At 71.9% G+C, this 20,567-nt stretch carries 22 protein-coding genes; 16 read left to right on the top strand and 6 right to left on the bottom strand.

Going from position 1 to position 20,567, the window contains the following annotated elements; translation table 11 throughout:
* Nucleotides 1-121 precede the first annotated feature (121 nt).
* Nucleotides 122-832: a 3-oxoacyl-ACP reductase FabG gene (gene fabG / locus E4V99_RS15610; RefSeq protein ID WP_135117795.1), complete on the top strand. Its 711-nt coding sequence runs from the start codon at nucleotides 122-124 to the stop codon at nucleotides 830-832.
* Between the two features lie 22 nt (nucleotides 833-854).
* Here fabG and E4V99_RS15605 read toward each other — a convergent pair whose 3' ends face one another.
* Nucleotides 855-1,547 (bottom strand): alpha/beta fold hydrolase, encoded by a 693-nt coding sequence (locus tag E4V99_RS15605; RefSeq protein ID WP_135117794.1) that lies wholly within the window; start codon nucleotides 1,545-1,547, stop codon nucleotides 855-857.
* Between the two features lie 31 nt (nucleotides 1,548-1,578).
* Nucleotides 1,579-2,217, bottom strand: a complete 639-nt coding sequence (gene serB, locus E4V99_RS15600; protein ID WP_135117793.1) for a phosphoserine phosphatase SerB — start codon at nucleotides 2,215-2,217, stop codon at nucleotides 1,579-1,581.
* Nucleotides 2,218-2,312: 95 nt separating this feature from the next.
* On the opposite strand from serB, the gene E4V99_RS15595 reads away from it, so the two are divergent.
* Complete coding sequence (locus tag E4V99_RS15595; RefSeq protein ID WP_135117792.1) at nucleotides 2,313-2,786, top strand: S-ribosylhomocysteine lyase; 474 nt, start codon at nucleotides 2,313-2,315, stop codon at nucleotides 2,784-2,786.
* Between the two features lie 6 nt (nucleotides 2,787-2,792).
* Here E4V99_RS15595 and glgC read toward each other — a convergent pair whose 3' ends face one another.
* On the bottom strand, nucleotides 2,793-4,037 hold the full coding sequence (gene glgC / locus E4V99_RS15590) for a glucose-1-phosphate adenylyltransferase (RefSeq protein WP_135065860.1): 1,245 nt from the start codon (nucleotides 4,035-4,037) through the stop codon (nucleotides 2,793-2,795).
* Nucleotides 4,038-4,114: 77 nt separating this feature from the next.
* On the opposite strand from glgC, the gene glgA reads away from it, so the two are divergent.
* From glgA to E4V99_RS15575, 3 genes are all read left to right on the top strand, one after another.
* Nucleotides 4,115-5,308 (top strand): glycogen synthase, encoded by a 1,194-nt coding sequence (glgA, locus tag E4V99_RS15585; protein WP_135117791.1) that lies wholly within the window; start codon nucleotides 4,115-4,117, stop codon nucleotides 5,306-5,308.
* 9 nt (nucleotides 5,309-5,317) lie between these two features.
* Nucleotides 5,318-6,103, top strand: a complete 786-nt coding sequence (locus E4V99_RS15580; RefSeq protein ID WP_135117790.1) for an ABC transporter ATP-binding protein — start codon at nucleotides 5,318-5,320, stop codon at nucleotides 6,101-6,103.
* A gap of 109 nt (nucleotides 6,104-6,212) precedes the next feature.
* Nucleotides 6,213-6,464 carry a type B 50S ribosomal protein L31 gene (locus E4V99_RS15575; protein WP_135065871.1) on the top strand — a complete coding sequence of 84 codons (252 nt, stop codon included), beginning with the start codon at nucleotides 6,213-6,215 and terminating at the stop codon, nucleotides 6,462-6,464.
* 62 nt (nucleotides 6,465-6,526) lie between these two features.
* On the opposite strand, the gene E4V99_RS15570 is transcribed toward E4V99_RS15575, so the two are convergent.
* The gene (locus E4V99_RS15570; RefSeq protein WP_240742866.1) at nucleotides 6,527-7,261 is read right to left on the bottom strand and encodes a 3'-5' exonuclease; all 735 of its coding nucleotides are present in this window, start codon (nucleotides 7,259-7,261) and stop codon (nucleotides 6,527-6,529) included.
* A gap of 63 nt (nucleotides 7,262-7,324) precedes the next feature.
* Here E4V99_RS15570 and E4V99_RS15565 point away from each other — a divergent pair, with 63 nt between their 5' ends.
* Nucleotides 7,325-8,218 (top strand): alpha/beta hydrolase, encoded by an 894-nt coding sequence (locus E4V99_RS15565; RefSeq protein ID WP_135065875.1) that lies wholly within the window; start codon nucleotides 7,325-7,327, stop codon nucleotides 8,216-8,218.
* Here the strand turns inward: E4V99_RS15565 and E4V99_RS15560 are convergent.
* Nucleotides 8,178-8,741: a CGNR zinc finger domain-containing protein gene (locus E4V99_RS15560; RefSeq protein ID WP_135117789.1), complete on the bottom strand. Its 564-nt coding sequence runs from the start codon at nucleotides 8,739-8,741 to the stop codon at nucleotides 8,178-8,180. The genes E4V99_RS15565 and E4V99_RS15560 overlap by 41 nt on opposite strands.
* 76 nt (nucleotides 8,742-8,817) lie before the next feature.
* On the opposite strand from E4V99_RS15560, the gene E4V99_RS15555 reads away from it, so the two are divergent.
* Nucleotides 8,818-9,792 (top strand): DMT family transporter, encoded by a 975-nt coding sequence (locus tag E4V99_RS15555; RefSeq protein ID WP_135065881.1) that lies wholly within the window; start codon nucleotides 8,818-8,820, stop codon nucleotides 9,790-9,792.
* Here E4V99_RS15555 and E4V99_RS15550 read toward each other — a convergent pair.
* A complete protein-coding gene (locus tag E4V99_RS15550; RefSeq protein ID WP_135065884.1) occupies nucleotides 9,764-10,237 on the bottom strand; it encodes an Lrp/AsnC family transcriptional regulator in 474 nt (157 codons plus the stop codon). The two genes, E4V99_RS15555 and E4V99_RS15550, sit on opposite strands and share 29 nt — an antisense overlap.
* Before the next feature lie 176 nt (nucleotides 10,238-10,413).
* On the opposite strand from E4V99_RS15550, the gene pdhA reads away from it, so the two are divergent.
* The 9 genes from pdhA to E4V99_RS15505 all read left to right on the top strand — a co-directional run bounded on the left by pdhA (nucleotide 10,414) and on the right by E4V99_RS15505 (nucleotide 20,563).
* The gene (gene pdhA / locus E4V99_RS15545; RefSeq protein ID WP_135117788.1) at nucleotides 10,414-11,535 is read left to right on the top strand and encodes a pyruvate dehydrogenase (acetyl-transferring) E1 component subunit alpha; all 1,122 of its coding nucleotides are present in this window, start codon (nucleotides 10,414-10,416) and stop codon (nucleotides 11,533-11,535) included.
* Nucleotides 11,532-12,542 (top strand): alpha-ketoacid dehydrogenase subunit beta, encoded by a 1,011-nt coding sequence (locus E4V99_RS15540; RefSeq protein ID WP_135065887.1) that lies wholly within the window; start codon nucleotides 11,532-11,534, stop codon nucleotides 12,540-12,542. Before pdhA ends, E4V99_RS15540 begins: the two co-directional genes overlap by 4 nt.
* Nucleotides 12,539-13,807, top strand: coding sequence for a dihydrolipoamide acetyltransferase family protein (locus E4V99_RS15535; protein ID WP_135065890.1), 1,269 nt, complete (start codon nucleotides 12,539-12,541; stop codon nucleotides 13,805-13,807). Before E4V99_RS15540 ends, E4V99_RS15535 begins: the two co-directional genes overlap by 4 nt.
* Nucleotides 13,804-15,375 carry a carboxyl transferase domain-containing protein gene (locus E4V99_RS15530; protein ID WP_135117787.1) on the top strand — a complete coding sequence of 524 codons (1,572 nt, stop codon included), beginning with the start codon at nucleotides 13,804-13,806 and terminating at the stop codon, nucleotides 15,373-15,375. Before E4V99_RS15535 ends, E4V99_RS15530 begins: the two co-directional genes overlap by 4 nt.
* 5 nt (nucleotides 15,376-15,380) lie before the next feature.
* Nucleotides 15,381-17,339: a biotin carboxylase N-terminal domain-containing protein gene (locus tag E4V99_RS15525; protein WP_135117786.1), complete on the top strand. Its 1,959-nt coding sequence runs from the start codon at nucleotides 15,381-15,383 to the stop codon at nucleotides 17,337-17,339.
* Nucleotides 17,329-18,498 carry an acyl-CoA dehydrogenase family protein gene (locus E4V99_RS15520; RefSeq protein ID WP_135117785.1) on the top strand — a complete coding sequence of 390 codons (1,170 nt, stop codon included), beginning with the start codon at nucleotides 17,329-17,331 and terminating at the stop codon, nucleotides 18,496-18,498. Before E4V99_RS15525 ends, E4V99_RS15520 begins: the two co-directional genes overlap by 11 nt.
* A gap of 9 nt (nucleotides 18,499-18,507) precedes the next feature.
* Nucleotides 18,508-18,987 (top strand): MaoC family dehydratase, encoded by a 480-nt coding sequence (locus E4V99_RS15515; protein WP_135065902.1) that lies wholly within the window; start codon nucleotides 18,508-18,510, stop codon nucleotides 18,985-18,987.
* Entirely contained in the window at nucleotides 18,984-19,793 is an 810-nt protein-coding gene (locus E4V99_RS15510; RefSeq protein ID WP_135065905.1) for a CoA ester lyase, read from the top strand. Before E4V99_RS15515 ends, E4V99_RS15510 begins: the two co-directional genes overlap by 4 nt.
* Before the next feature lie 320 nt (nucleotides 19,794-20,113).
* Nucleotides 20,114-20,563, top strand: coding sequence for a hypothetical protein (locus tag E4V99_RS15505; RefSeq protein WP_135065908.1), 450 nt, complete (start codon nucleotides 20,114-20,116; stop codon nucleotides 20,561-20,563).
* Nucleotides 20,564-20,567 lie beyond the last annotated feature (4 nt).

The raw sequence follows: 20,567 nt of genomic DNA, 5'->3' as shown, positions 1-20,567 counted from the left end.
CCCCCCTTTCTTCTCGAGTGCTCCCACATTCCCAGTGGCGCCGCCGTGGTGTCAAACACGGCGGATGCCGCTCGCCTAGGCTGGGGCCGTCCTCATCCCCTCGCCGAAACGGAGTGTGCCCATGGCGACCGATCGTGTCGTGCTCGTGACCGGAGGAAACCGAGGGATCGGGCGCGCGATCGCCGAGCGCTTCGTGAGCGAGGGATACCGCGTGGCGGTGACCGCCCGCTCGGGCGACGGGCCGATGGGCACCCTCACCGTGCGCGCCGACGTCACCGACGCCGCGGCCGTGGATGCCGCGTTCCGTGAGGTGGAGGCCGCGCTCGGGCCGGTGGAGATCGTCGTCGCCAACGCCGGCATCACGAAGGACACCCTCCTCATGCGCATGAGCGAGGACGACTTCGACTCGGTCGTCGCGACCAACCTCGGCGGAGCCTTCCGCGTCGTCAAGCGCGCCTCCAAGGGGATGCTGCGGGCGCGCTGGGGGCGCGTCATCCTGATCTCCAGCGTCGTGGGCCTGCTGGGGTCGGCGGGGCAGGTCAACTACGCCGCATCCAAGAGCGGACTGGTGGGCTTCGCCCGCTCGCTCACGCGCGAGCTCGGCGGTCGCGGCATCACCGCGAACGTCGTGGCGCCGGGGTTCATCGAGACCGATATGACCTCGGAGCTTCCCGAGGAGACGCAGGCGGAGTACAAGCGGAGCATCCCCGCCGGCCGCTTCGCGACCCCCGACGAGGTCGCGGGCGTGGTGACGTGGCTCGCGTCGGAGGACGCCTCCTACATCTCCGGCGCCGTCATCCCCGTCGACGGCGGTCTCGGCATGGGGCACTGACCCGCGCCGGGGTGACGCGTGCTCAGCGGACGGCGGCGGCGATCGCGCGGCCGAGTTCGGCCGGCTGCGAGAACTGCGGCCAGTGCCCCGAGCTCAGCTCGACGATCGTGAGGTCCTCGAGGGCGGCCAGATCGGCGGCCCACGGGGCGGGCTGGGCCCTGATGGCACTGAGGTCAGCCGCGGGCATGGTGCCGGTGAGCATCGTCACCGGGATCGCGTAGCGCCCGGGGTCGGCGAGGGGGAGCGGATCGGTGGGCACGCGCGCGGGAACCGAGAGGGCACGGGATGCCGCATCCGCCCGCGTCTGCTCGTCCAGGTCGCCCACCTCGGCGTCTTCGAACGCGTCCCACCCGGGGAAGGGGACGACTCCGTCGACCACGGGGAACTCCCAGATGCTGCCGCCGTCGGAGGGCGGGAAGGTGTCGACGAAGATGACCCGGGCGACCCGGCCGGGGCGCGCGTCGGCCGCGCCCCACGCGACGTTGCCGCCCCCGGAGTGGCCCACCACGACGACGTCGCCGGGGAAACAGTCGATCTCGGCGACCACCGCGGCGACCCAGTCGGCGATGCCGATGTCGGCGGAGCGCTCGGCCGGCTCGCCCACGCCGGGCATCGTCAGCGGATGAGCGGTGTGACCGGCGGCCTCGAGGCCGGGGACGACGTCGTCCCACGTGGCGGCATCGAGCCAGAGGCCGGGGATGAGGATGATGTCCATGGCGCGACGCTACCGCCGGCCGCTGACATCGTCACGGCAGCAGCGGGATGACGTGGGAGAGGTCGATCGGGCCGATCACCAGGTCGGCGCGCTCGCGCACGGCGGGTTTGGCGTTGAAGGCCAGGCCGAGGCCGGCCTCGGCGAGCATGAGGAGATCGTTCGCGCCGTCGCCGATGGCGATCGTTCCGCCGGCGGGCACCCCGAGCTCGCGTGCCCACTCCCGCAGCGATGCGGCCTTGGCGGCGCCGTCGACGATGGCACCGGACACGCGTCCGGTGAGCACGCGGTCCGCGCTCTCGAGGCGGTTGGCGCGCCAGCGGTCGATCCCGAGCGCCGGGGCGATCTCGTCCAGCACCTCGTGGAAGCCGCCGGAGACCACCGCGACCACGCCGCCGCGGTCGTGCACCGCGGCGACCAGCTCCCGCACGCCGGGGGTCGGCTCCACGCGGGCCGCCACGCGTGCGAACGCCGAGACCGGCACGCCCCGCAGCTCCGTCACGCGCGAGCGCAGGCTCTCGGCGAAGTCCACCTCGCCGCGCATCGCCGCCTCGGTCGCCGCGGCGACCTCCGCGCCGCGGCCGGCCTCCTCGGCGATCAGCTCGATGACTTCATTGCGCAGGAGTGTGGAGTCGGCGTCGAGGACGACCAGGAGGGGAACAGCGTCGGGCACGGCCTCGACCCTAGCGCGCCGTGGCGGACAGCACGTCGTAGGCTCGAACGGTCGCGTGCGCGCGATGCCCCCTGAACCACGCGAGGAGTACCGCCATGGCCGACGTCGAGAGCTTCACCCTGGACCACACCGCCGTCAAGGCGCCCTACGTGCGCCTCATCGGCACCGAGACCGGCCTGCGCGGCGATGTCATCTCGAACTTCGACGTGCGCTTCGTCCAGCCCAACGAGGGGGAGATCCCCACCGCCGGCATCCACACGATCGAGCACATGCTCGCCAGCCTCCTGCGCGATCGCCTCGAGGGGATCATCGACATCTCGCCGTTCGGCTGCCGCACCGGCTTCCACCTCATCACGTGGGGTGAGCCGGCCCTGGACGACGTCGTCGCGGCGCTGCGGGAGGGCCTGCGCTTCATCGCCGAAGAGGCCGTGGAAAGCGACATCCCCGGCGTCGACGCGGTGAGCTGCGGCAACTACCGCGACCACAGCCTGCACACCGCGCGCGAGTGGTCGGCGCTCATCCTGCAGCAGGGCATCAGCCTCGACGCCTTCGAGCGCGTCGGGGTCTGAGCCCGCTCAGGCGTCGATGCGGACGCCCTTGCCGACGACGGTGATGCCGCTGTCGGTGACGGTGAAGCCGCGCGCGATGTCCCGCTCGCGGTCCACGCCCACCGTGGCGCCGTCGGCGAGGGAGACGTTCTTGTCCAGGATCGCGCGGTGCACCCGCGCGCCCGCGCCGACGTGCACGTAGTCGAACAGGACCGAGTCGGTGATCGTGGATCCGCCGCCCGCGAGGGTCCACGGCCCCACGACGCTGCGCTCCAGGTGCGTGCCCGACAGGACGGACCCGAGCGAGACGATCGAGTCGATCGCGTTGCCGATGCGGCCCACCGAGTCGCGCACGAACTTCGCCGGCGGCGCGTTCACCGTCTGCGAGTAGATCGGCCAGTCGGTGTTGTACAGGTTGAAGATCGGCAGCGTCGCGATGAGATCGGCGTGCGCGTCGTAGAACGAGTCGATGGTCCCCACGTCGCGCCAGTAGGCCCGGTCGCGGTCGGTGGAGCCGGGCACGTCGTTGCGCTTGAAGTCGTACACCGCCGCCTCGCCGCGCTGGACGAAGTACGGCACGATGTCGCCGCCCATGTCGTGGTTGGAGGTGGGTGACTCACCGTCGACCTGCACCGCCTCGATGAGGGCGTCGGCGTCGAAGATGTAGTTGCCCATCGAGGCGAGCACCTCGTGCGGGGCATCCGAGAGCCCTTCCGGATTCTGCGGCTTCTCCAGGAAGTCGCGGATGCGGACGTTGTCGGTGGGGTCGACGTCGATGACGCCGAACTGGTTGGCTAGCGAGATGGGCTGACGGATGCCGGCGACGGTCGCCCGCGCCCCGGATTCGATGTGCGCCTCCAGCATCTGGCCGAAATCCATGCGGTAGACGTGGTCCGCGCCGATGACCATCACGATGTCGGGCTTCTCGTCGGTGAGCAGGTTCATGCTCTGCAGGATCGCGTCGGCCGAACCCGAGAACCAGCGCTTCCCCAGGCGCTGCTGCGCCGGCACGGAGGCGACGTACGCGCCCAGCATCGGCGACATCCGCCACGTCTGGGAGATGTGCCGGTCGAGGCTGTGCGACTTGTACTGCGTGAGCACGACGAGCTGGCGGAGCCCGGAATTGATGAGGTTCGAGATGGCGAAGTCGATGAGGCGGTACTGCCCGCCGAAGGGCACCGCGGGCTTGGCGCGGTCGGCCGTGAGGGGCATGAGCCGCTTGCCCTCGCCCCCGGCGAGGATGATTCCGAAGACTTTGGGAGCTGCAGGCATGGCACCACCCTAGGGCGGGCCCCGCTGCGCGACCACCCGGTGCTCGCCCCCTTGACAGCTGTACTACCGTTCGTCACATGCGCGTGGACATCGTGACCAAGGAGTACCCCCCGGAGATCTACGGCGGCGCCGGTGTGCACGTCACCGAGCTCGTGCGAGCGCTGCGTCGCACGATCGACGTGCGGGTGCGCGCGTTCGGCGCGCCGCGCGAGGAGGAGGGCACGACGGCCTATTCCGTGCCCGGAGAACTGGCGGCGGCGAACGGTGCGCTGCAGACCCTCGGCACCGATCTGGAGATCGTCCCCGATGTCGCGGGTGCCGACGTCGTGCACAGCCACACGTGGTACGCCAACTTCGCGGGGCACCTGGCGTCGCTCCTGCACGGGATCCCGCACGTCGTGACCGCCCACAGCCTCGAACCGCTGCGCCCGTGGAAGGCCGAACAGCTCGGCGGCGGGTACGCCGTGTCGAGCTACATCGAGAAGACCGCGTACGAGGGCGCGGCGGCGATCGTCGCCGTCAGCGAGGGGATGCGCGCCGACATCCTCCGCAGCTATCCGGAACTCGACCCGGCCAAGGTGCACGTCATCTACAACGGCATCGACACGCAGGCGTGGCATCCCGTCGAGGACCCCGCGTTTCTCGCGGAGGCGGGGATCGACCCGGCGCGGCCCTCGGTCGTCTTCGTCGGCCGCATCACGCGGCAGAAGGGCCTGCCCTACCTCCTGCGCGCCGCCGAGCAGCTGCCCCCGGAGGTGCAACTGGTGCTGTGCGCCGGAGCGCCGGACACCCCCGAGATCCTCGCCGAGGTGAAGGAGCTCGTGCGCGGGCTCCAGGCCACGCGCGAAGGCGTCGTGTGGATCGACCGGCTGCTGCCGCGGCACGAGCTGTCCGCGATCCTCAGCGCCGCGACGACGTTCGTGTGCCCGTCCGTGTACGAGCCGCTGGGGATCGTCAACCTCGAGGCGATGGCGTGCGGCGCCGCGGTCGTCGGGACCGCCACCGGCGGCATCCCGGAGGTCGTCGCCGACGGCGTGACCGGGCGGCTCGTGCCGATCGAGCAGGTGCAGGACGGCACCGGCACGCCGGTGGTTCCGCAGCGCTTCGTGGACGACCTGGCCCGCGTGCTGACCGAGGTCGTCACCGATCCCGACCGCGCCGCCGCGTACGGGGACGCGGGGCGGCGCCGCGCCGTGGAGGAGTTCGGGTGGGACCGGATCGCCGCGCAGACGGCCGCGCTGTACGCCGGACTGACCGGCGCCGGCCGATAGGCTGGGAGCATGCCTGAAGTCCTGGAGTTCTCCGACGTCGTCGTCCGCCGGAACGCCCGCGACATCGTCGCACACCTGGACTGGACCGTCGCAGACGACGAACGGTGGGTCATCCTGGGGCCCAACGGCGCGGGCAAGACGACGGTGCTCCAGCTGGCCGACACGCTGCTGCATCCGACGTCGGGCTCGGTGACGATCCTCGGCGAGCGGATGGGGCGCACCGACGTGTTCGAGCTGCGTCCGCGCGTCGGCTTCGCCTCCTCGGCGATGGCGCGGCGGCTGCCGCCGGAGGAGACCGTGCTCAACGTCGTGCTGACGGCGGCGTATTCGGTCACCGGCCGGTGGCGCGAGGCGTACGAGGACATCGACGAGCGCCGCGCGCTGCGAGTGCTGTCGGAGTGGAGCCTCGACCACCTCGCCGACCGCACGTTCGGCACCCTCTCGGACGGCGAGCAGAAGCGCGTTCAGATCGCGCGGGCGGTCATGACCGACCCCGAGCTCCTGCTGCTGGACGAGCCCACCGCGAGCCTCGATCTCGGCGCGCGGGAAGAGCTGCTCACGCTCCTGTCCGGGTACGCGCAGGCGCCCACGACGCCGGCGATGGTGATGGTCACCCACCACGTGGAGGAGATCCCGGTCGGGTTCACGCATGTGCTGCTGCTGCGCGACGGCGCCGCGATGGCCGCCGGACCCGTTCCGCAGACGCTCACCGCGGAGAACCTCACCGCGACCTTCGGCGTGCCCATCGTCCTCACGGAGGACGGCGGTCGCTACGCCGCGCGCGCCGCATCCTGACGTGTTCCCGGCGGCGAGCCGGTACTGATAGAATCGACCCTTGGTGCCCTGTGCACCGCAGACTTTTCCCGGCCCCGCCGAGGGGCCTCGTCCACAACGAGGATCACGCATGAAGACTGACATCCACCCCGAGTACCGCGCCGTCGTTTTCCGCGACCTCGGCTCGGGTGAGACCTTTCTCACCCGTTCGACCGTGACCAGCGACAAGACCATCGAGCTCGACGGCACCGAGTACCCCGTCATCGACGTGGAGATCTCGTCCGCCTCGCACCCGTTCTACACGGGCAAGCAGCGCATCATGGACTCCGCCGGTCGCGTCGAGAAGTTCAACCAGCGCTTCAAGAACTTCGGCGGTCGCTGAACCGTTCCGTTCTTCCCGAAGGCCCCGCTCCGGCGGGGCCTTCGGCGTTCCCGAGGCGCCGCTCAGCGGATGGGCCAGCGACCGTCGACGGAGTCGTCGGGGTCGAGCCGCCCGATCTGCACGAAGTACTCCGTGAGGCTCTCCGCCTGCGACCGCGCCCACCCGATCTGCCGCGTGTGCAGTTCGTCGAGGGTCGGTGGCAGCCACGCCGCATACCGGTCGGCGAGGGCGAGGGCCACGCGTCCGGCGGCGACGGCGTCGGCGGATGCCTCGTGCGCGCCGTCCAGCCGCACGGCGTAGTGCTGCGCCACCACCGAGAGCGTGCGCTTGCCGCGGCGGTAGCGGTCGCAGCGCTTGTCGACCACGAGCGGGTCGATGACGGGGGAGGGCGACTCCAGGGGTGCGACGCCGTGGCGGAGGGCCTCGTGCTTGAGCAGCGAGAAGTCGTAGGGCGCGTTGTACGCCACGACCGGGATCCCCGCCGCGAAGATGCCCGCGAGCGCGTCGACCACCTCGGCGACGACGGTGGCCGCATCCCGCCCGTGCGCGCGGGCGTGCTCGGTGGAGATGCCGTGGATGGCGGCGGCGCCGTCGGGGATCGGCACGCCGGGGTCGGCGAGCCAGTCGCGTGCCGTGAGCACGGCTCCGTCGGCGTCGAGCACGCCCACGTGGGCCGTGACGATCCGATCGCGCGTGACGTCGACGCCGGTCGTCTCCAGGTCGAAGACGCCGATGACGCGCGTCCACTCGGGCGCCTGGAACAGCGGGAGCTGATCGGGGCGTGCCGCGCGGTGCATACCCGACACGGTATGCGCGGCATCCGACATCGGACCGGAGGCGCACCCTTCTAGACTCGAAGCATGCCCAACCCGTATGCCGACCTGCTCTCCCGCGTCGCCGTCGAGCGGCGCGAGACCGAGGTGCTGGGCGGCACGACGGCGTACTGGGTCTACGGCGAGGCGGATGCGGCGACCACCGTGGTCGCCGTGCACGGCTTCCGCGGCGATCACCACGGACTCGAACCCGTCATCGCCCACCTTCCCGGTGTGCGGGTCATCTCGCCCGACCTCCCGGGATTCGGTGAGACCGCCCCCGTCCCCGGCCGCGCGCACGACCTGACGCTGTACACCGAATGGCTCACGGCGTTCGCAGCCGCCGTGGCGCCGGGGGCGGTCGTGCTGGGCCATTCGTTCGGCTCGATCGTGTCGGCGGCGGCCGTGGCGGAGGGGCTCGAGACGCCCGCCCTCGTGCTCGTGAACCCCATCGGCGCCCCCGCGCTGGAGGGCCCGCGCGGGATCCTCACGCGCCTGGCGGTGTTCTACTACTGGGCCGGCGCGCACCTGCCCCGCCGCGTCGGCGAAGCGCTCCTGCGCAACCGCGTGATCGTGCGCGTCATGAGCCTGGCGATGGTCAAGACCAAGGAGCCGGGGCTGCGCCGCTTCGTCCACGAGCAGCATGACGCGTACTTCTCACGGTTCTCCGACCGTGACGTGCTGCACGACGCGTTCGTGGCATCCGTCTCGCACGACGTCAGCGGCTACGCCGCCCGCATCACGCAGCCGGTGCTCCTGGTCGCCGCCGTCCGCGACGACATCACTCCGATCGAGGCAGAGCGGCGCCTGGCGACGGTCTTCCCCCGCGCGGAGCTCGTGGAGATCGCCGATGTGGGACACCTCATCCACTACGAGACGCCGGCGGCCGCGGCCGGCGCGGTCACGCGCTTTCTCTCGCCTTCCGGCGCCGGTACGCGTTGACGTTCATGCGGTTGCCGCAGTTGCCGGTGTCGCAGTAGCGCTTGGATCCGTTGCGGGAGTAGTCCACGTACACCGACGCGCAGTCGTCGGCCCCGCACAGCCGGATGCGGTCGTACTCGTCGGCGCGGATGACGTCGACGAACGCCATGGCCGTCTCCACGAGGATGCGGGTGGCGATCGGCGCATCGTCGTCGGTGGCGTGGATGTGCCACTCGGGGAATCCCTCGTGCGTCACGAGCTGGGGGAGGGCCCGGCCGTCGGCGAGCATGCGGTTGACCAGCGGCACGGCCGCGTCCCGTCCCACGGTCCACAGCTCGTACAGGCGCGGGCGGATGCTGCGGAGGGCCGCGAGCTCCTCGGCGTTCCGGTCCATGCGTCCCGTGTAGGAGTTGCCGGTGAGGAACGCCTCCAGGTCCGCCGGCGTCGTGAACGCGTCCGATCCCTCCGACGAGGCCTCCGGAAGCGTGTTGACGAGATCCACGGCGGCGGCGAGCGCGACGCGGGTGTCATGGATGAATACCACGTTGACTCCTGACGGTGTGACGGCGTAGGGTGGCGTGTCACTAGCGTACATACTTTCACTCCTGACAGGTGTCGTCATGACCTCCATCCCCGGAACAGCGGACCTCGCGCGGGCGCGCACCCTCGGTGTGGTCATCGGCCTGGCCTCGGCGGTCTCGTTCGCCTCCAGCGGGCCGGTCATGAAGCCGCTCCTGGAGGCGGGCTGGTCGGTCGGTGCTGCGCTCCTGCTCCGGATGGGCGGAGCGGCGCTGCTGCTGTCGCCGTGGCTCATCCGCGCGATCGCCCGCGACCCCGGCATCCTGCGCCGTCACGGTCTTCTGATGGTGGGGTTCGGTCTCACCGGTGTCGCGGGATGTCAGCTGTTCTATTTCTCCGCCATGCAGCGCATGCCGGTGGCCATCGCTCTCCTGGTGCAGTACACCGCGCCGGTGATGCTCGTGGCGTGGGTCTGGATGCGCACGCGTCGTCGTCCCTCTGCGGTCGTCCTCGCCGGCACCGCCCTGGCGATCGTGGGCCTGGGGCTGGTGGTCGATGTCACCGGCGCGGCCTTCGACCCGTGGGGGGTCGCGCTCGCACTCGGGGCCGCGGTGTGCATGGCGGCGTACTTCGTCATCGCCGAGCGCACGAGCGACACGATGCCGCCGCTGGTCCTCGCGGCCGGCGGATTGGCGGTGGGTGCCGCACTCATGGCGGTCCTGTGCGCCAGCGGTGTGCTGCCCTTCGTCGCGCCGGCGGCGAGCACCGACCTCCTCGGTGCCGCCGTGCCGTGGTTCGTCTCCGTCGCGTGGGTCGTGCTCGTGGCCACCGCGCTCGGGTACGGCCTCGGCGTCCTGGCCGTCCCGCGGATCGGGGCGCGCCTGGCGTCCTTCGTGGGACTGACCGAAGTTCTCTTCGCGATGCTGTTCGGCTGGCTGCTGCTGGGCGAGGCGCCCGCCCCCGTGCAGGGCGTGGGCGGCGTCCTCATCCTGGCCGGCGTGGTCCTCGTGCGTGCCGACCGCGCAGCCGTGCCGAAGGGGGAGGTCGCTATCGCTCGGGCCGTGCCAGCTCCATGAGGGGCACGACGCGGTAGGGGATGACCTCGCCCATCACGAGTGAGGTCTCGGTGCGTTCGACCCCCTCCACGGCGAGGATGCGGGCGTCGACGTCGAAGAGGTGTCGCGTGTCGCGGCAGGCCACCCGTGCGACCAGATCGATCTGACCGCTCATGCCGTGGGCCTGCAGCACTTCGGGGATGCGTTCGAGGTCGCCGACGATGCGGGGGAGCGCGGCCTGACGCACCGTGATGTGGATGAACGCCTCGATGGGGAATCCCAGGGCCGCCGGCGACAGCGACCGCTCGAACGACAGCACGACCTCGGCGCGCTCGAGCCGGGTCATGCGCGCCTGCACGGTGTTCCGGGAGAGCCCGAGGCGCTCGGCCAGCGCCACGACCGTGGCGCGCGGGTCGTCGGCGAGCGCGCGCAGGAGGTCGAGGTCGACAGCATCCAAGCGTGACATGGTGCGCAACCCTAGCAGGCTGTCCCGCCCTGGATGAAGCATCGTGCTCAACCGCGTGGAAGATGCTTGAGCTAGGTGCGCCCCGGACGTATGGTCGCGGTGTCGGCGACGCTGCCGCCACCGGACGCTCTGCAGCCCCACGAAGGCGGCAGGGCCCACCTGGAGGGAAGACGACGATGCTCACCCCTGCTCCTGTCCCCGATCTCGCGCTGAGCGTGGACGACGCCGCGCGCGTGCTCACCCCCGACGGCGAGCGCGTCCCCGACGCCACGCTGGATCCGTGGCTGGGCTCGCCCGATCCCGCCCTGCTGCGCGCGCTGTACCGGGACATGGTCCTGACCCGCCGCGTGGATGCGGAGGGCTTCGCGCTGCAGCGGCAGGGCCAGCTGGGCCTGTGGCCGCCGTGCCGCGGTCAGGAGGCCGTGCAGATCGGCACGACGCACGCACTGGCCGCGGTCGACATGATCTTCCCCAGCTACCGCGAGACCGGCGTCGTGCTGGCCCGCGGCGCGCGTCCCGAGGAGTTCGTCCTGGCCTGGCGCGGCGAGAGCCACACCGCCTACGACACCCGGCGGCTGCGGATGGCGCCCATGCAGGTGATCATCGGCGCCCACGCGCTGCACGCGACCGGGTACGCGATGGGCATCCAGCGCGATGGCGCCGACGAGATCGCGGTGGCGTACTTCGGCGACGGCGCGACCAGCCAGGGCGACGTCAACGAGGCGCTGGTGTTCTCCGCGTCGTACCAGGCTCCCGTGGTGTTCGTGTGCTCGAACAACCAGTGGGCGATCTCCGAGCCCGTCGACGTGCAGTCCCGCGTTCCGCTGGCCGCGCGCGCTCCGGGATTCGGCATCCCCAGCCTGCGGGTCGACGGCAACGACGTGCTGGCCTGCTACGCCGCGATGCGGTGGGCGCGCGAGCGTGCGCGCCGCGGCGAGGGACCCACGTTCCTGGAGGCGGTGACGTACCGGATGGGCCCGCACACCACCGCCGACGACCCCACGCGGTACCGCGACGCCGCCGAGGTGGAGCGCTGGGAGCGCCGCGACCCGATCACCCGGTTCGAGACCTACCTGCGCACGCAGGGTCTGCTGGACGACGACGCCGTGGCCGAGGTGGCCGCCGCCGCCGACATGCTGGCCGCCGCCGTCCGCGCCGCGTGCATCGGGGCACAGACCCGCCCCGGTGTCGAGGTGCTCGACGACGTGTACGCCGAGCCGCATTCGGGCCTCGCGGAGGAGCGGCGCGAATATGCCGCGTACCTCGCCGGCTTCGCCGAGACGGAGGAGAGCGCATGAGCACTCTGACCCTCGCCCGCGCCGTCAACGCGGGCCTGCGCGCCGCCATGACCGACGACGCCCGCGTGGTGCTCCTGGGCGAGGACATCGGAAAGCTGGGCGGTGTCTTCCGGGTCACCGACGGGCTGCTCGATCAGTTCGGCGCCGCTCGCGTGATCGACACGCCGCTGGCGGAGTCGGGCATCATGGGCACCGCCGTGGGCCTGGCCTACCGGGGGTACCGACCGGTGGTCGAGATCCAGTTCGACGGGTTCGTCTACCCGGCCTTCGACCAGATCGTGTGCCAGGTCGCCAAGCTCCACTACCGCACGGGCGGGGCGGTGCGGATGCCGCTGACCATCCGCATCCCGTGGGGCGGGGGCATCGGTGCAGCCGAGCATCACTCCGAATCGCCCGAGGCCTACTTCGTGCACACCGCCGGGCTGCGGGTCATCGCGGCATCCGATCCGCGCGAGGCCTACGTCCTGCTGCGGCAGGCGATCGCCAGCGACGACCCCGTGGTGTTCTTCGAGCCCAAGCGCCTCTACCACTCCAAGGGCGAGGTGGACACCGACCTCGATCTGGCCGACGAGCCGCCGATGGGCCTGGCCCGCGTGGTCCGCGAGGGCACGGACGTGACCCTCGTCACCTACGGCGCGCAGGTGCCGGTCGCCCTGGACGCCGCCGTGGCGGCGGAGGAAGAGGGGGTCTCGATCGAGGTGGTCGATCTGCGCTCGATCTCGCCCGTGGACTACCGCACCGTCACCGCGTCGGTGCGCAAGACCGGCCGCGCCGTCGTGACTCATGAGGCGGCGCGCGAAGCGGGCGTCGGGGCAGAGATCGTGGCCAGCATCGCCGAGCGCTGCTTCGAGTACCTCGAGGCGGCGCCCCAGCGGGTGACCGGGCACGACATCCCCTACCCGCCCGCCAAGCTCGAAGGCCACCACCTCCCCGACCTCGACCGCATCCTCGCCGCGGTCGACCGTGTCATGGACCGTCCGCACACCATGGCAGGAGCGTCGCAATGATCCAGGAATTCCGCCTGCCCGACCTCGGTGAGGGTCTCACCGACGCCGAACTGGTGCAGTGGCTCGTCGCCGAGGGCGAAGCCGTCGCACTGAACCAGGCCCTCGCCGAAGTCGAGACCGCCAAGGCCGTCGTCGAGCTGCCGTCGCCGTTCGCCGGTGCCGTGCAGCGCCTGCACGCCGCCGCCGGCGACACGATCGAGGTGGGCGCACCACTGGTGACGTTCACCCTCGCCGGTGCGGATGCTGCGCCGCCGACCCCGCCCGCCCCGCAGGCCGAGCCCGAGCCCGAACCGCCGGCTGCCCGGCAGGCGACACTCGTGGGATACGGCGCGCTGGACCGCGCCGGCCGTCCACGGCGACGTGCCCGGCGAGGCGCGCCCGTCGAATCCCCGCCGTCGATGCCGCCGCGCCGCGAGGGCGAGCGCGAACGCCCGCGCTCCAGCCCGCCGGTGCGGCGCCTGGCCAAGACGCTGGGGGTCGACCTGGAGAGCCTCGAGGTGGGCGAGCGGCCGATCACCCGCGCCGATGTCGAGGCAGCGGTCCGTCCGGCACCGGCCGGCGATCCGCGGGTCACCCGCATCCCGATCCGGGGGGTGCGCAAGCACACCGCGGCCGCGATGGTCCGCAGCGCCTTCACGGCCCCGCACGCGGCGACCTTCGTCACGATCGACGTCACCGAGACGCAGCGACTTCTCGAGGAGCTCGCGCGCGACCGCGCACTGCAGGGGCACCGCATCGGGATCCTCGCCGTCGTGGCCAAGGCGGTGTGCCTGGCGCTCGGGCGTACGCCCGTGCTGGGGTCGCGCTGGGACGAAGCCGCCGGCGAGATCGTGCAGCCCTCGTACGTCAACCTCGGGGTCGCGGTGGCCACCGACCGCGGGCTCGTCGTGCCGAACGTGCCCGATGCCGACGGGCTCAGTCTCGTCGGGCTCGCCGACGCCCTCGCGGAGGTCGTCACGACGGCCCGGGCCGGCGCCCTCACCCCCGCGCAGCTGAGCGGCGGCACCTTCACGATCACCAATGTGGGTGTCTTCGGCGTCGACGGGGGCGTGCCCATCCTCAACCCGGGGGAGGCGGGCATTCTCGCGGTAGGCGCGGTGCGGCGGCAGCCGTGGGAGCACGAGGGTGCGGTGGCGCTGCGGGACGTCGTGACCCTCAGCCTGTCGTTCGACCACCGCCTCGCCGACGGCGCGGAGGCGGCCGGGTTCCTCATGGACGTCGCGGGAGTGCTGCGCGCGCCCGGCCGTGCGATGCTGCTGCGATGACGCAGACGGCGACCGCATCCACCCAGTCCGATCTGGCCGATCAGCTCCGTCGACGCCTGGCCGAGGCGGCTCTCGGGGGGCCCGAGACCGCGCGCGAGCGCCACGTCGCCCGCGGAAAGCTGCTCGCGCGTGACCGCATCGACCGGCTGCTGGACGAGGGGAGCGCGTTCCTGGAGGTGGCACCGCTGGCCGCCGAGGGGATGTACGGCGGCGACGCCCCGGGCGCGGGCGTGGTGGCCGGGATCGGACTCGTCCACGGGAGGTTCGTTCTGGTGGTCGCCAACGATGCGACCGTCAAGGGCGGCGCGTACTTCCCGCTCACGGTGAAGAAGCACCTGCGGGCGCAGGAGATCGCCTTCGACAACCGGCTGCCGTGCATCTACCTCGTCGACTCCGGCGGGGCCTACCTGCCGATGCAGGACGAGGTCTTCCCCGACCGCGACCACTTCGGCCGCATCTTCCGCAACCAGGCGCGCCTGTCGGCGGCGGGGGTGCCGCAGATCGCAGCCGTGATGGGCTCGTGCACGGCCGGTGGTGCGTACGTCCCGGCCATGAGCGATGAGACCGTGATCGTGCGCGGTCAGGGCACGATCTTCCTCGGCGGGCCGCCGCTGGTGAAAGCCGCGATCGGCGAGACGGTCACGGCCGAGGAGCTCGGCGGCGGGGAGGTGCACGCGCGCCGGTCGGGCGTCGTGGACCACCTGGCCGACGATGACGATCATGCCCTCGAGATCGTGCGCGACATCGTCGCGACCCTCCCGCCGCCGGCCCGCCGCGCGTGGGAGGTGACCGCATCCGTGGCACCGGCGGAGGATCCCGCGACCCTTTACGACGTCGTCCCGGTCGAGGTCGGTCGCCCGTACGACGTGCACGCGGTGCTGGACCGCCTCGTGGACGCCGGATCCGTGCACGAGTTCAAGCGGGAGTACGGCACGACCGTCGTCACCGCCTTCGCCCGCATCCACGGCCACCCCGTCGGGATCATCGCCAACAACGGCGTGCTGTTCAGCGAGTCGGCGCTGAAGGCCGCGCACTTCGTCGAACTGTGCGATCAGCGCGGCATCCCGCTGCTGTTCCTGCAGAACATCTCCGGCTTCATGGTCGGCCGGGATGCCGAGGCCGGGGGCATCGCGAAGGACGGCGCCAAGATGGTCACCGCCGTGGCGACGACGCGCGTGCCGAAGCTCACCGTCGTGATCGGCGGATCGTTCGGGGCCGGCAACTACGCCATGTGCGGGCGCGCCTACGACCCGCGATTCCTGTGGACGTGGCCGGCCAGCCGCATCTCGGTGATGGGCGGAGCGCAGGCCGCGGCCGTGCTGGCCACCGTCAAGCGGGATCAGCTGGACGCGCGCGGTCAGGAGTGGCCCGCCGACGATGAGGAGGCCTTCCGCGCCCCGATCCAGGAGCGCTACGACGCGCAGGGCGACCCGTACTACGCCACCGCTCGCCTGTGGGACGACGGCATCCTCGACCCCGCCGACACGCGCACGGTGGTGGGCCTGGCCCTGGACGTCGTCTCCCGCGCGCCCCTTCCCGAACCCCGCTTCGGCCTCTTCCGGATGTGACCCCCATGGACTCCACGCCCCCTCCCTCCGCCGCGCCCATCGAACGGTTCGGCACGGTGCTCGTGGCCAACCGCGGGGAGATCGCCCGCCGGGTCATCCGGACCCTGCGCCGCCTCGGCATCCGCTCGGTGGCGGTGTACAGCGACGCCGACGCGGGGGAGCCGCACGTGCGCGAGGCCGATGTCGCGGTACGGATCGGGCCACCCCCCGCGCGCGAGTCGTACCTCGATATCGACGCCGTCCTCACCGCCGCCCGGGCGACCGGGGCGGATGCGATCCACCCCGGGTACGGGTTCCTCTCCGAGAACGCCGCGTTCGCGCGCGCGTGCCGGGAGGCCGGCGTCGTCTTCATCGGACCGGGGGAGCGCGCGATCGAGATCATGGGCGACAAGATCCGCGCGCGCGATCACGTCGCCGCCTCCGGCGTGCCGATCGTTCCCGGTTTCGGCGCCGAAGGCATGAGCGACGCTGAGGTCGCCGATCGCGCGGCGGAGGTCGGCTACCCGCTGATCGTGAAGCCCTCGGCCGGCGGCGGCGGGAAGGGCATGGAGGTCGTCCGGGATGCGGCAGACCTGCCGGCGGCGCTGGCGACGGCGCGACGCGTGGCGGCGGCCGCGTTCGGCGACGACACGCTGCTGATCGAGCGCTTCGTCGCCGAGCCGCGGCACATCGAGGTGCAGGTGTTCGCCGATGCCGCCGGCGCCGTCGTGCACCTCGGCGAGCGCGAGTGCACGCTGCAGCGCCGTCACCAGAAGGTCATCGAGGAGGCTCCCTCGCCCATCGTCGAGCCGGCCCTGCGCGCGCGCCTGGGCGAGGCGGCCTGTGCGGCGGCGGCGAGCGTGGACTACGTCGGCGCCGGCACGGTGGAATTCCTCGTCTCGGGGGAGAACCCGGAGGAGTTCTTCTTCCTGGAGATGAACACGCGCCTGCAGGTGGAGCACCCCGTCACCGAGTCTGTCACCGGCCTCGACCTCGTGGAGCAGCAGGTGCGCGTCGCGCAGGGGCATCCGCTCGGCCTGACCCAGGACGACGTCCGCCTGACCGGATGGTCCATCGAGGCGCGCGTGTACGCCGAGAGCCCCGAGCGCGGATTCCTTCCCGCCACCGGCACGGTGCTGGACTGGCGCCCCGCACCGGCGGCCCGCACCGACTCCGCGATCGAGACGGGCAGCGTCGTCGGCGTGGACTACGACCCTCTCGTGGCGAAGGTGATCGCCACGGCTCCCGACCGCGCGACCGCCGTGGCACGCCTGGACGCCGCCCTCGCCGATACGGTCCTGCTGGGCGTGGAGACGAACATCGCGTACCTGCGTACCGTCCTCGCCGACGAGCGGGTGATCCGCGGCGACCTGGACACGGGGCTCCTGGATCGCCTGCCGCCGACGCGGCCGGCGGCGCCCGCGCCCGCCGTGCTGGCGGCCGCGCGCGACGTTCTGCGCCCCGCGGCGGGGGAGTTGTGGGAGGCGCGCGACGGCTGGCGCGCCGGGGGCGTGCGCCGGCCCGTCGCCGCGCTGTTCGACACCCCCGCCGGCGTCGCCGAGGTGAGCGCCGACGAGGCCGCGGCCGCCGACGCCGTCACAGTCCGCGACGCCGACGGCACCGTGTGGGTGCACGCGGGCGGCGCCACCGTACCCGTCGCGCCGCTGTCGCGACGGGACGCGACCCTCCGCCGCCGCGCGGCCGCCGATCCCGCCCACGTCGCCCCCGCCCTGACGGCGCCTCTTCCCGGCACCGTGGTCGCCCTCCACGTCGCCGACGGCGATCGCGTGCGAGCGGGCGACAAAGTGCTCACGATCGAGGCGATGAAGATGGAGCACGCCCTGTCCGCCCCCCGCGACGGGGTGGCGCGACTGCGCGTCCCGATCGGGGCATCCGTGGCGCGCGGGGAGCGCGTCGCCGACGTCGAGACGCCCGCCGACGACCCTTCCGACCCCCAGGCTCAGGAGGCCTCCCATGCACACTGACACCCTGACCCACGGCCTCAGCACCGAGGAGCGCGAACTGGCCGGCATGGTCCGCGCGTTCGCTGACGAGGTCGTCGCGCCGCGTTCGTACGAGGCCGATCGTGACGCCACCCTGCCGCTGGACATCGTCGCGCAGATGGGGGAGCTCGGGCTGTTCGGCCTTCCCTTCCCCGAGGACGTCGGCGGGCAGGGCGGCGACTACACCGCCCTGTGCCTGGCGATCGAGGCGCTCGGGCGTGTGGACCAGTCCATCGCGATCACCCTCGAGGCCGGGGTCAGCCTGGGCGCGATGCCGGTGTTCCGCTTCGGCACCGACGCGCAGCGGAGCGACCTGCTGCCGGATCTGCTCGCCGGGCGTGCTCTGGCCGGCTTCGGCCTGACCGAGCCCGAGGCCGGCAGCGATGCCGGAGCCACCCGGACGACCGCACGCCTGGAGGACGGGCACTGGGTGATCGACGGGGCGAAGCAGTTCATCACCAACTCCGGCACGGCGATCACCCGATTCGTCACCGTCACCGCGGTCACCGGCCGCACCGCCTCCGGGAGCCCCGAGATCTCCGCCATCATCGTGCCGCACGGCACCCCGGGGTTCGTCGTCGGGCCCGGGTACGACAAGGTGGGCTGGCACGCATCCGACACGCATCCGCTCGCCTTCGACGGCGCCCGCGTGCCGGAGGGGAACCTGCTGGGTGCGCGCGGTCGCGGTTACGCGAACTTCCTGCACATCCTCGACGAGGGGCGCATCGCGATCGCCGCTCTCGCCACCGGAGCGGCGGAGGGATGCCTCGAAGCCGCCGTCGACTACGCCAAGACCCGCACGGTGTTCGGCGAGCGGCTCTCGTCGCGACAGAGCATCCAGTTCCTCCTGGCCCGCATGCGCGCGCGCGTGCACACCGCCCGGCTGGCGTGGCTGCACGCCGCGCGCCTGCGTGACGCGGGGGAGCCGTTCAAGGAGGAGGCGGCGATCGCCAAGCTCGTCAGCGGCGAGGCGGCCATGGACAACGCCCGTGACGCGACCCAGGTGTTCGGGGGCAACGGCTTCATGAACGAATACCCCGTGGCCCGTCACTACCGCGACTCGAAGATCCTCGAGATCGGCGAGGGCACGACGGAGGTGCAGCTCCTGGTCATCTCCCGGGCGCTGGGGCTCACCGGGTAGCGTGAGGACGTGAGCGGAATCGTGCAGCGCGGCCTCTGGTTCGAGGAGTTCGAGGTCGGAGCGCGATATCTCCACCGCCCGGGGCGCACGGTGACGCAGGCCGACAACATCCTCTTCTCCGCCCTCACCGCCAACCCGCAGGCCCTGCACGTGGACGCCGCCTACGCCGCCACGCAGCCGTTCGGACGTCCGCTGGTGAACTCCATGTGGACCCTCGCGACGATGGTCGGCGCCTCGGTGGCGCAGCTGACGCAGGGGACGCTCGTGGCCCAGCTGGGGCTGGAGGACATCGCCTTCCCCGCGCCGCTGTTTCCCGACGACACCCTTTACACCGACACCGAGATCCTCGCCACGCGCGCATCGGCGTCGCGCCCGGGCCAGGGCATCGTGACGATGCGGCACACCGGGCGGTCGCAGGACGACACCGTCGTCGCGCGCGCCACGCGCGCCGTGCTGCTGTGGCGCGAGGATGCAGAGGGCCGGCCGTGACCGAGTTCGCCCTCGGGCCCGCCCTCCTGTTCTGCCCCGCCGACCGCCCTGAACGGTTCGCGAAGGCCGCCGAGCGCGCCGACGCCGTGATCCTCGACCTCGAGGACGCCGTGGGAGCCGAGGACAAGACCGCCGCCCGCGGGCATGTCATCGAGGCGGAGCTCGACCCGGGCCGCACCATCGTGCGCGTCTCGGCGCCGGGGACGGCGGCATTCGTGGCCGACATGGCGAGCCTGTCGCAGACGGATTTCCGCACGATCATGGTCGCCAAGGCCGAATCGGCGAAGTCGGTGCGGGCGATCGACGCGCGGTTCTCCGTCATCGCGCTGTGCGAGACGGCGCGCGGGGTCGCTGTGGCCGACAAGCTCGCCGCATCCGATCGGGTCGTCGCCCTCATGTGGGGCGCGGAAGACCTCGTCGCAAGCCTCGGCGGCACGTCCAGCCGCGACGCACGCGGGCAGTACCGCGACATCGCCCGTCACGCCCGCTCTCGCGTGCTGCTGGCCGCCCGCGCCCGGGGGAAGGCCGCGATCGACGCGGTGCATCTGGACATCGCCGACACCGACGGCCTCCGGGCTGAAGCCGAGGATGCGGCCGCCTCCGGTTTCACCGCCACCGCCTGCATCCACCCGTCCCAGGCGGAGGTGATCCGCGCCGCCTACCGGCCCGATCCTGCGATGGCCGAGTGGGCGGCGGGTGTGCTGCGGGCCGCGGAAGGTCAGGGCGGCGTGTTCCGCTACGAGGGGCGCATGATCGACGAGCCCGTGCTCGTGCACGCCCGCCGCATCCTCGCCCGGAGCGCGTGACGCCCTGGATGCAGTTCCGCGGAACGTCGCGAACGCTCTGGAGGAAGCGGTTCTCGGTCGTCGTGTCACACTTCGTGGACTGCCGGGCATTTCTTCTGTGACAGCGGGGATTCCGCGGTCGCCAGATGGATTGGGTAGCCGTGAGCAAGCGCAGTGTTGATGAGGTCTTGTCGGGCAGCAGCCCGGCGTTCGTTTCCTCGGTCGCGACAGAGGCGGCGCTTGACGCGCTCGTCCTGGAGTCGCGGAACGCTGGGGGGCGGTCACGAACGAGACGTCGGAATCGCCGCCTTATGTGGTTTGTTCCGGGAGCGGTCGTTGCGGTGAGCGCGCTGACGGCAGGTGCGGTCGTGGCGGATCAGATGACACGGCTGGATGTTCCCATCGCGGTCGAGTACACGACCGACACGGGTGTGACGGTGTCCTGCACCGCTCACATTGCGAGCTCCCTCTTCTCGCCGCGACTGGCGGAAGTCACCGAGTACTACACGGCACACGAGTTCGCCGCCGACGGGATCGGTCAGCGGATCTACAACTACGCTCTCGTCCTCGCCGGGGAGAAGGAGGGCACGTCCGCCGACCTGCCCGACTCGGTCGGATGGCTTCCCGGCGACGAGAATGACGGAGGCTGGGAACCTCAGTCGGGCCGTAGCGCACTCACCGAGTCGATGCTCTACTTCATCGTGCTCGACGTTGAGAACGAGCTCGGACTGGCCGCGGGCCGAGCTGGCGCGGCCGAGCTCCAGGCCGACTGCACGGGACAACTGCATTGACCGT

The sequence above is a fragment of the Microbacterium sp. dk485 genome (genome assembly GCF_004570445.1).
Taxonomy (GTDB): domain Bacteria; phylum Actinomycetota; class Actinomycetes; order Actinomycetales; family Microbacteriaceae; genus Microbacterium; species Microbacterium wangchenii.
This window is presented reverse-complemented; position numbering and strand designations above follow the sequence as displayed.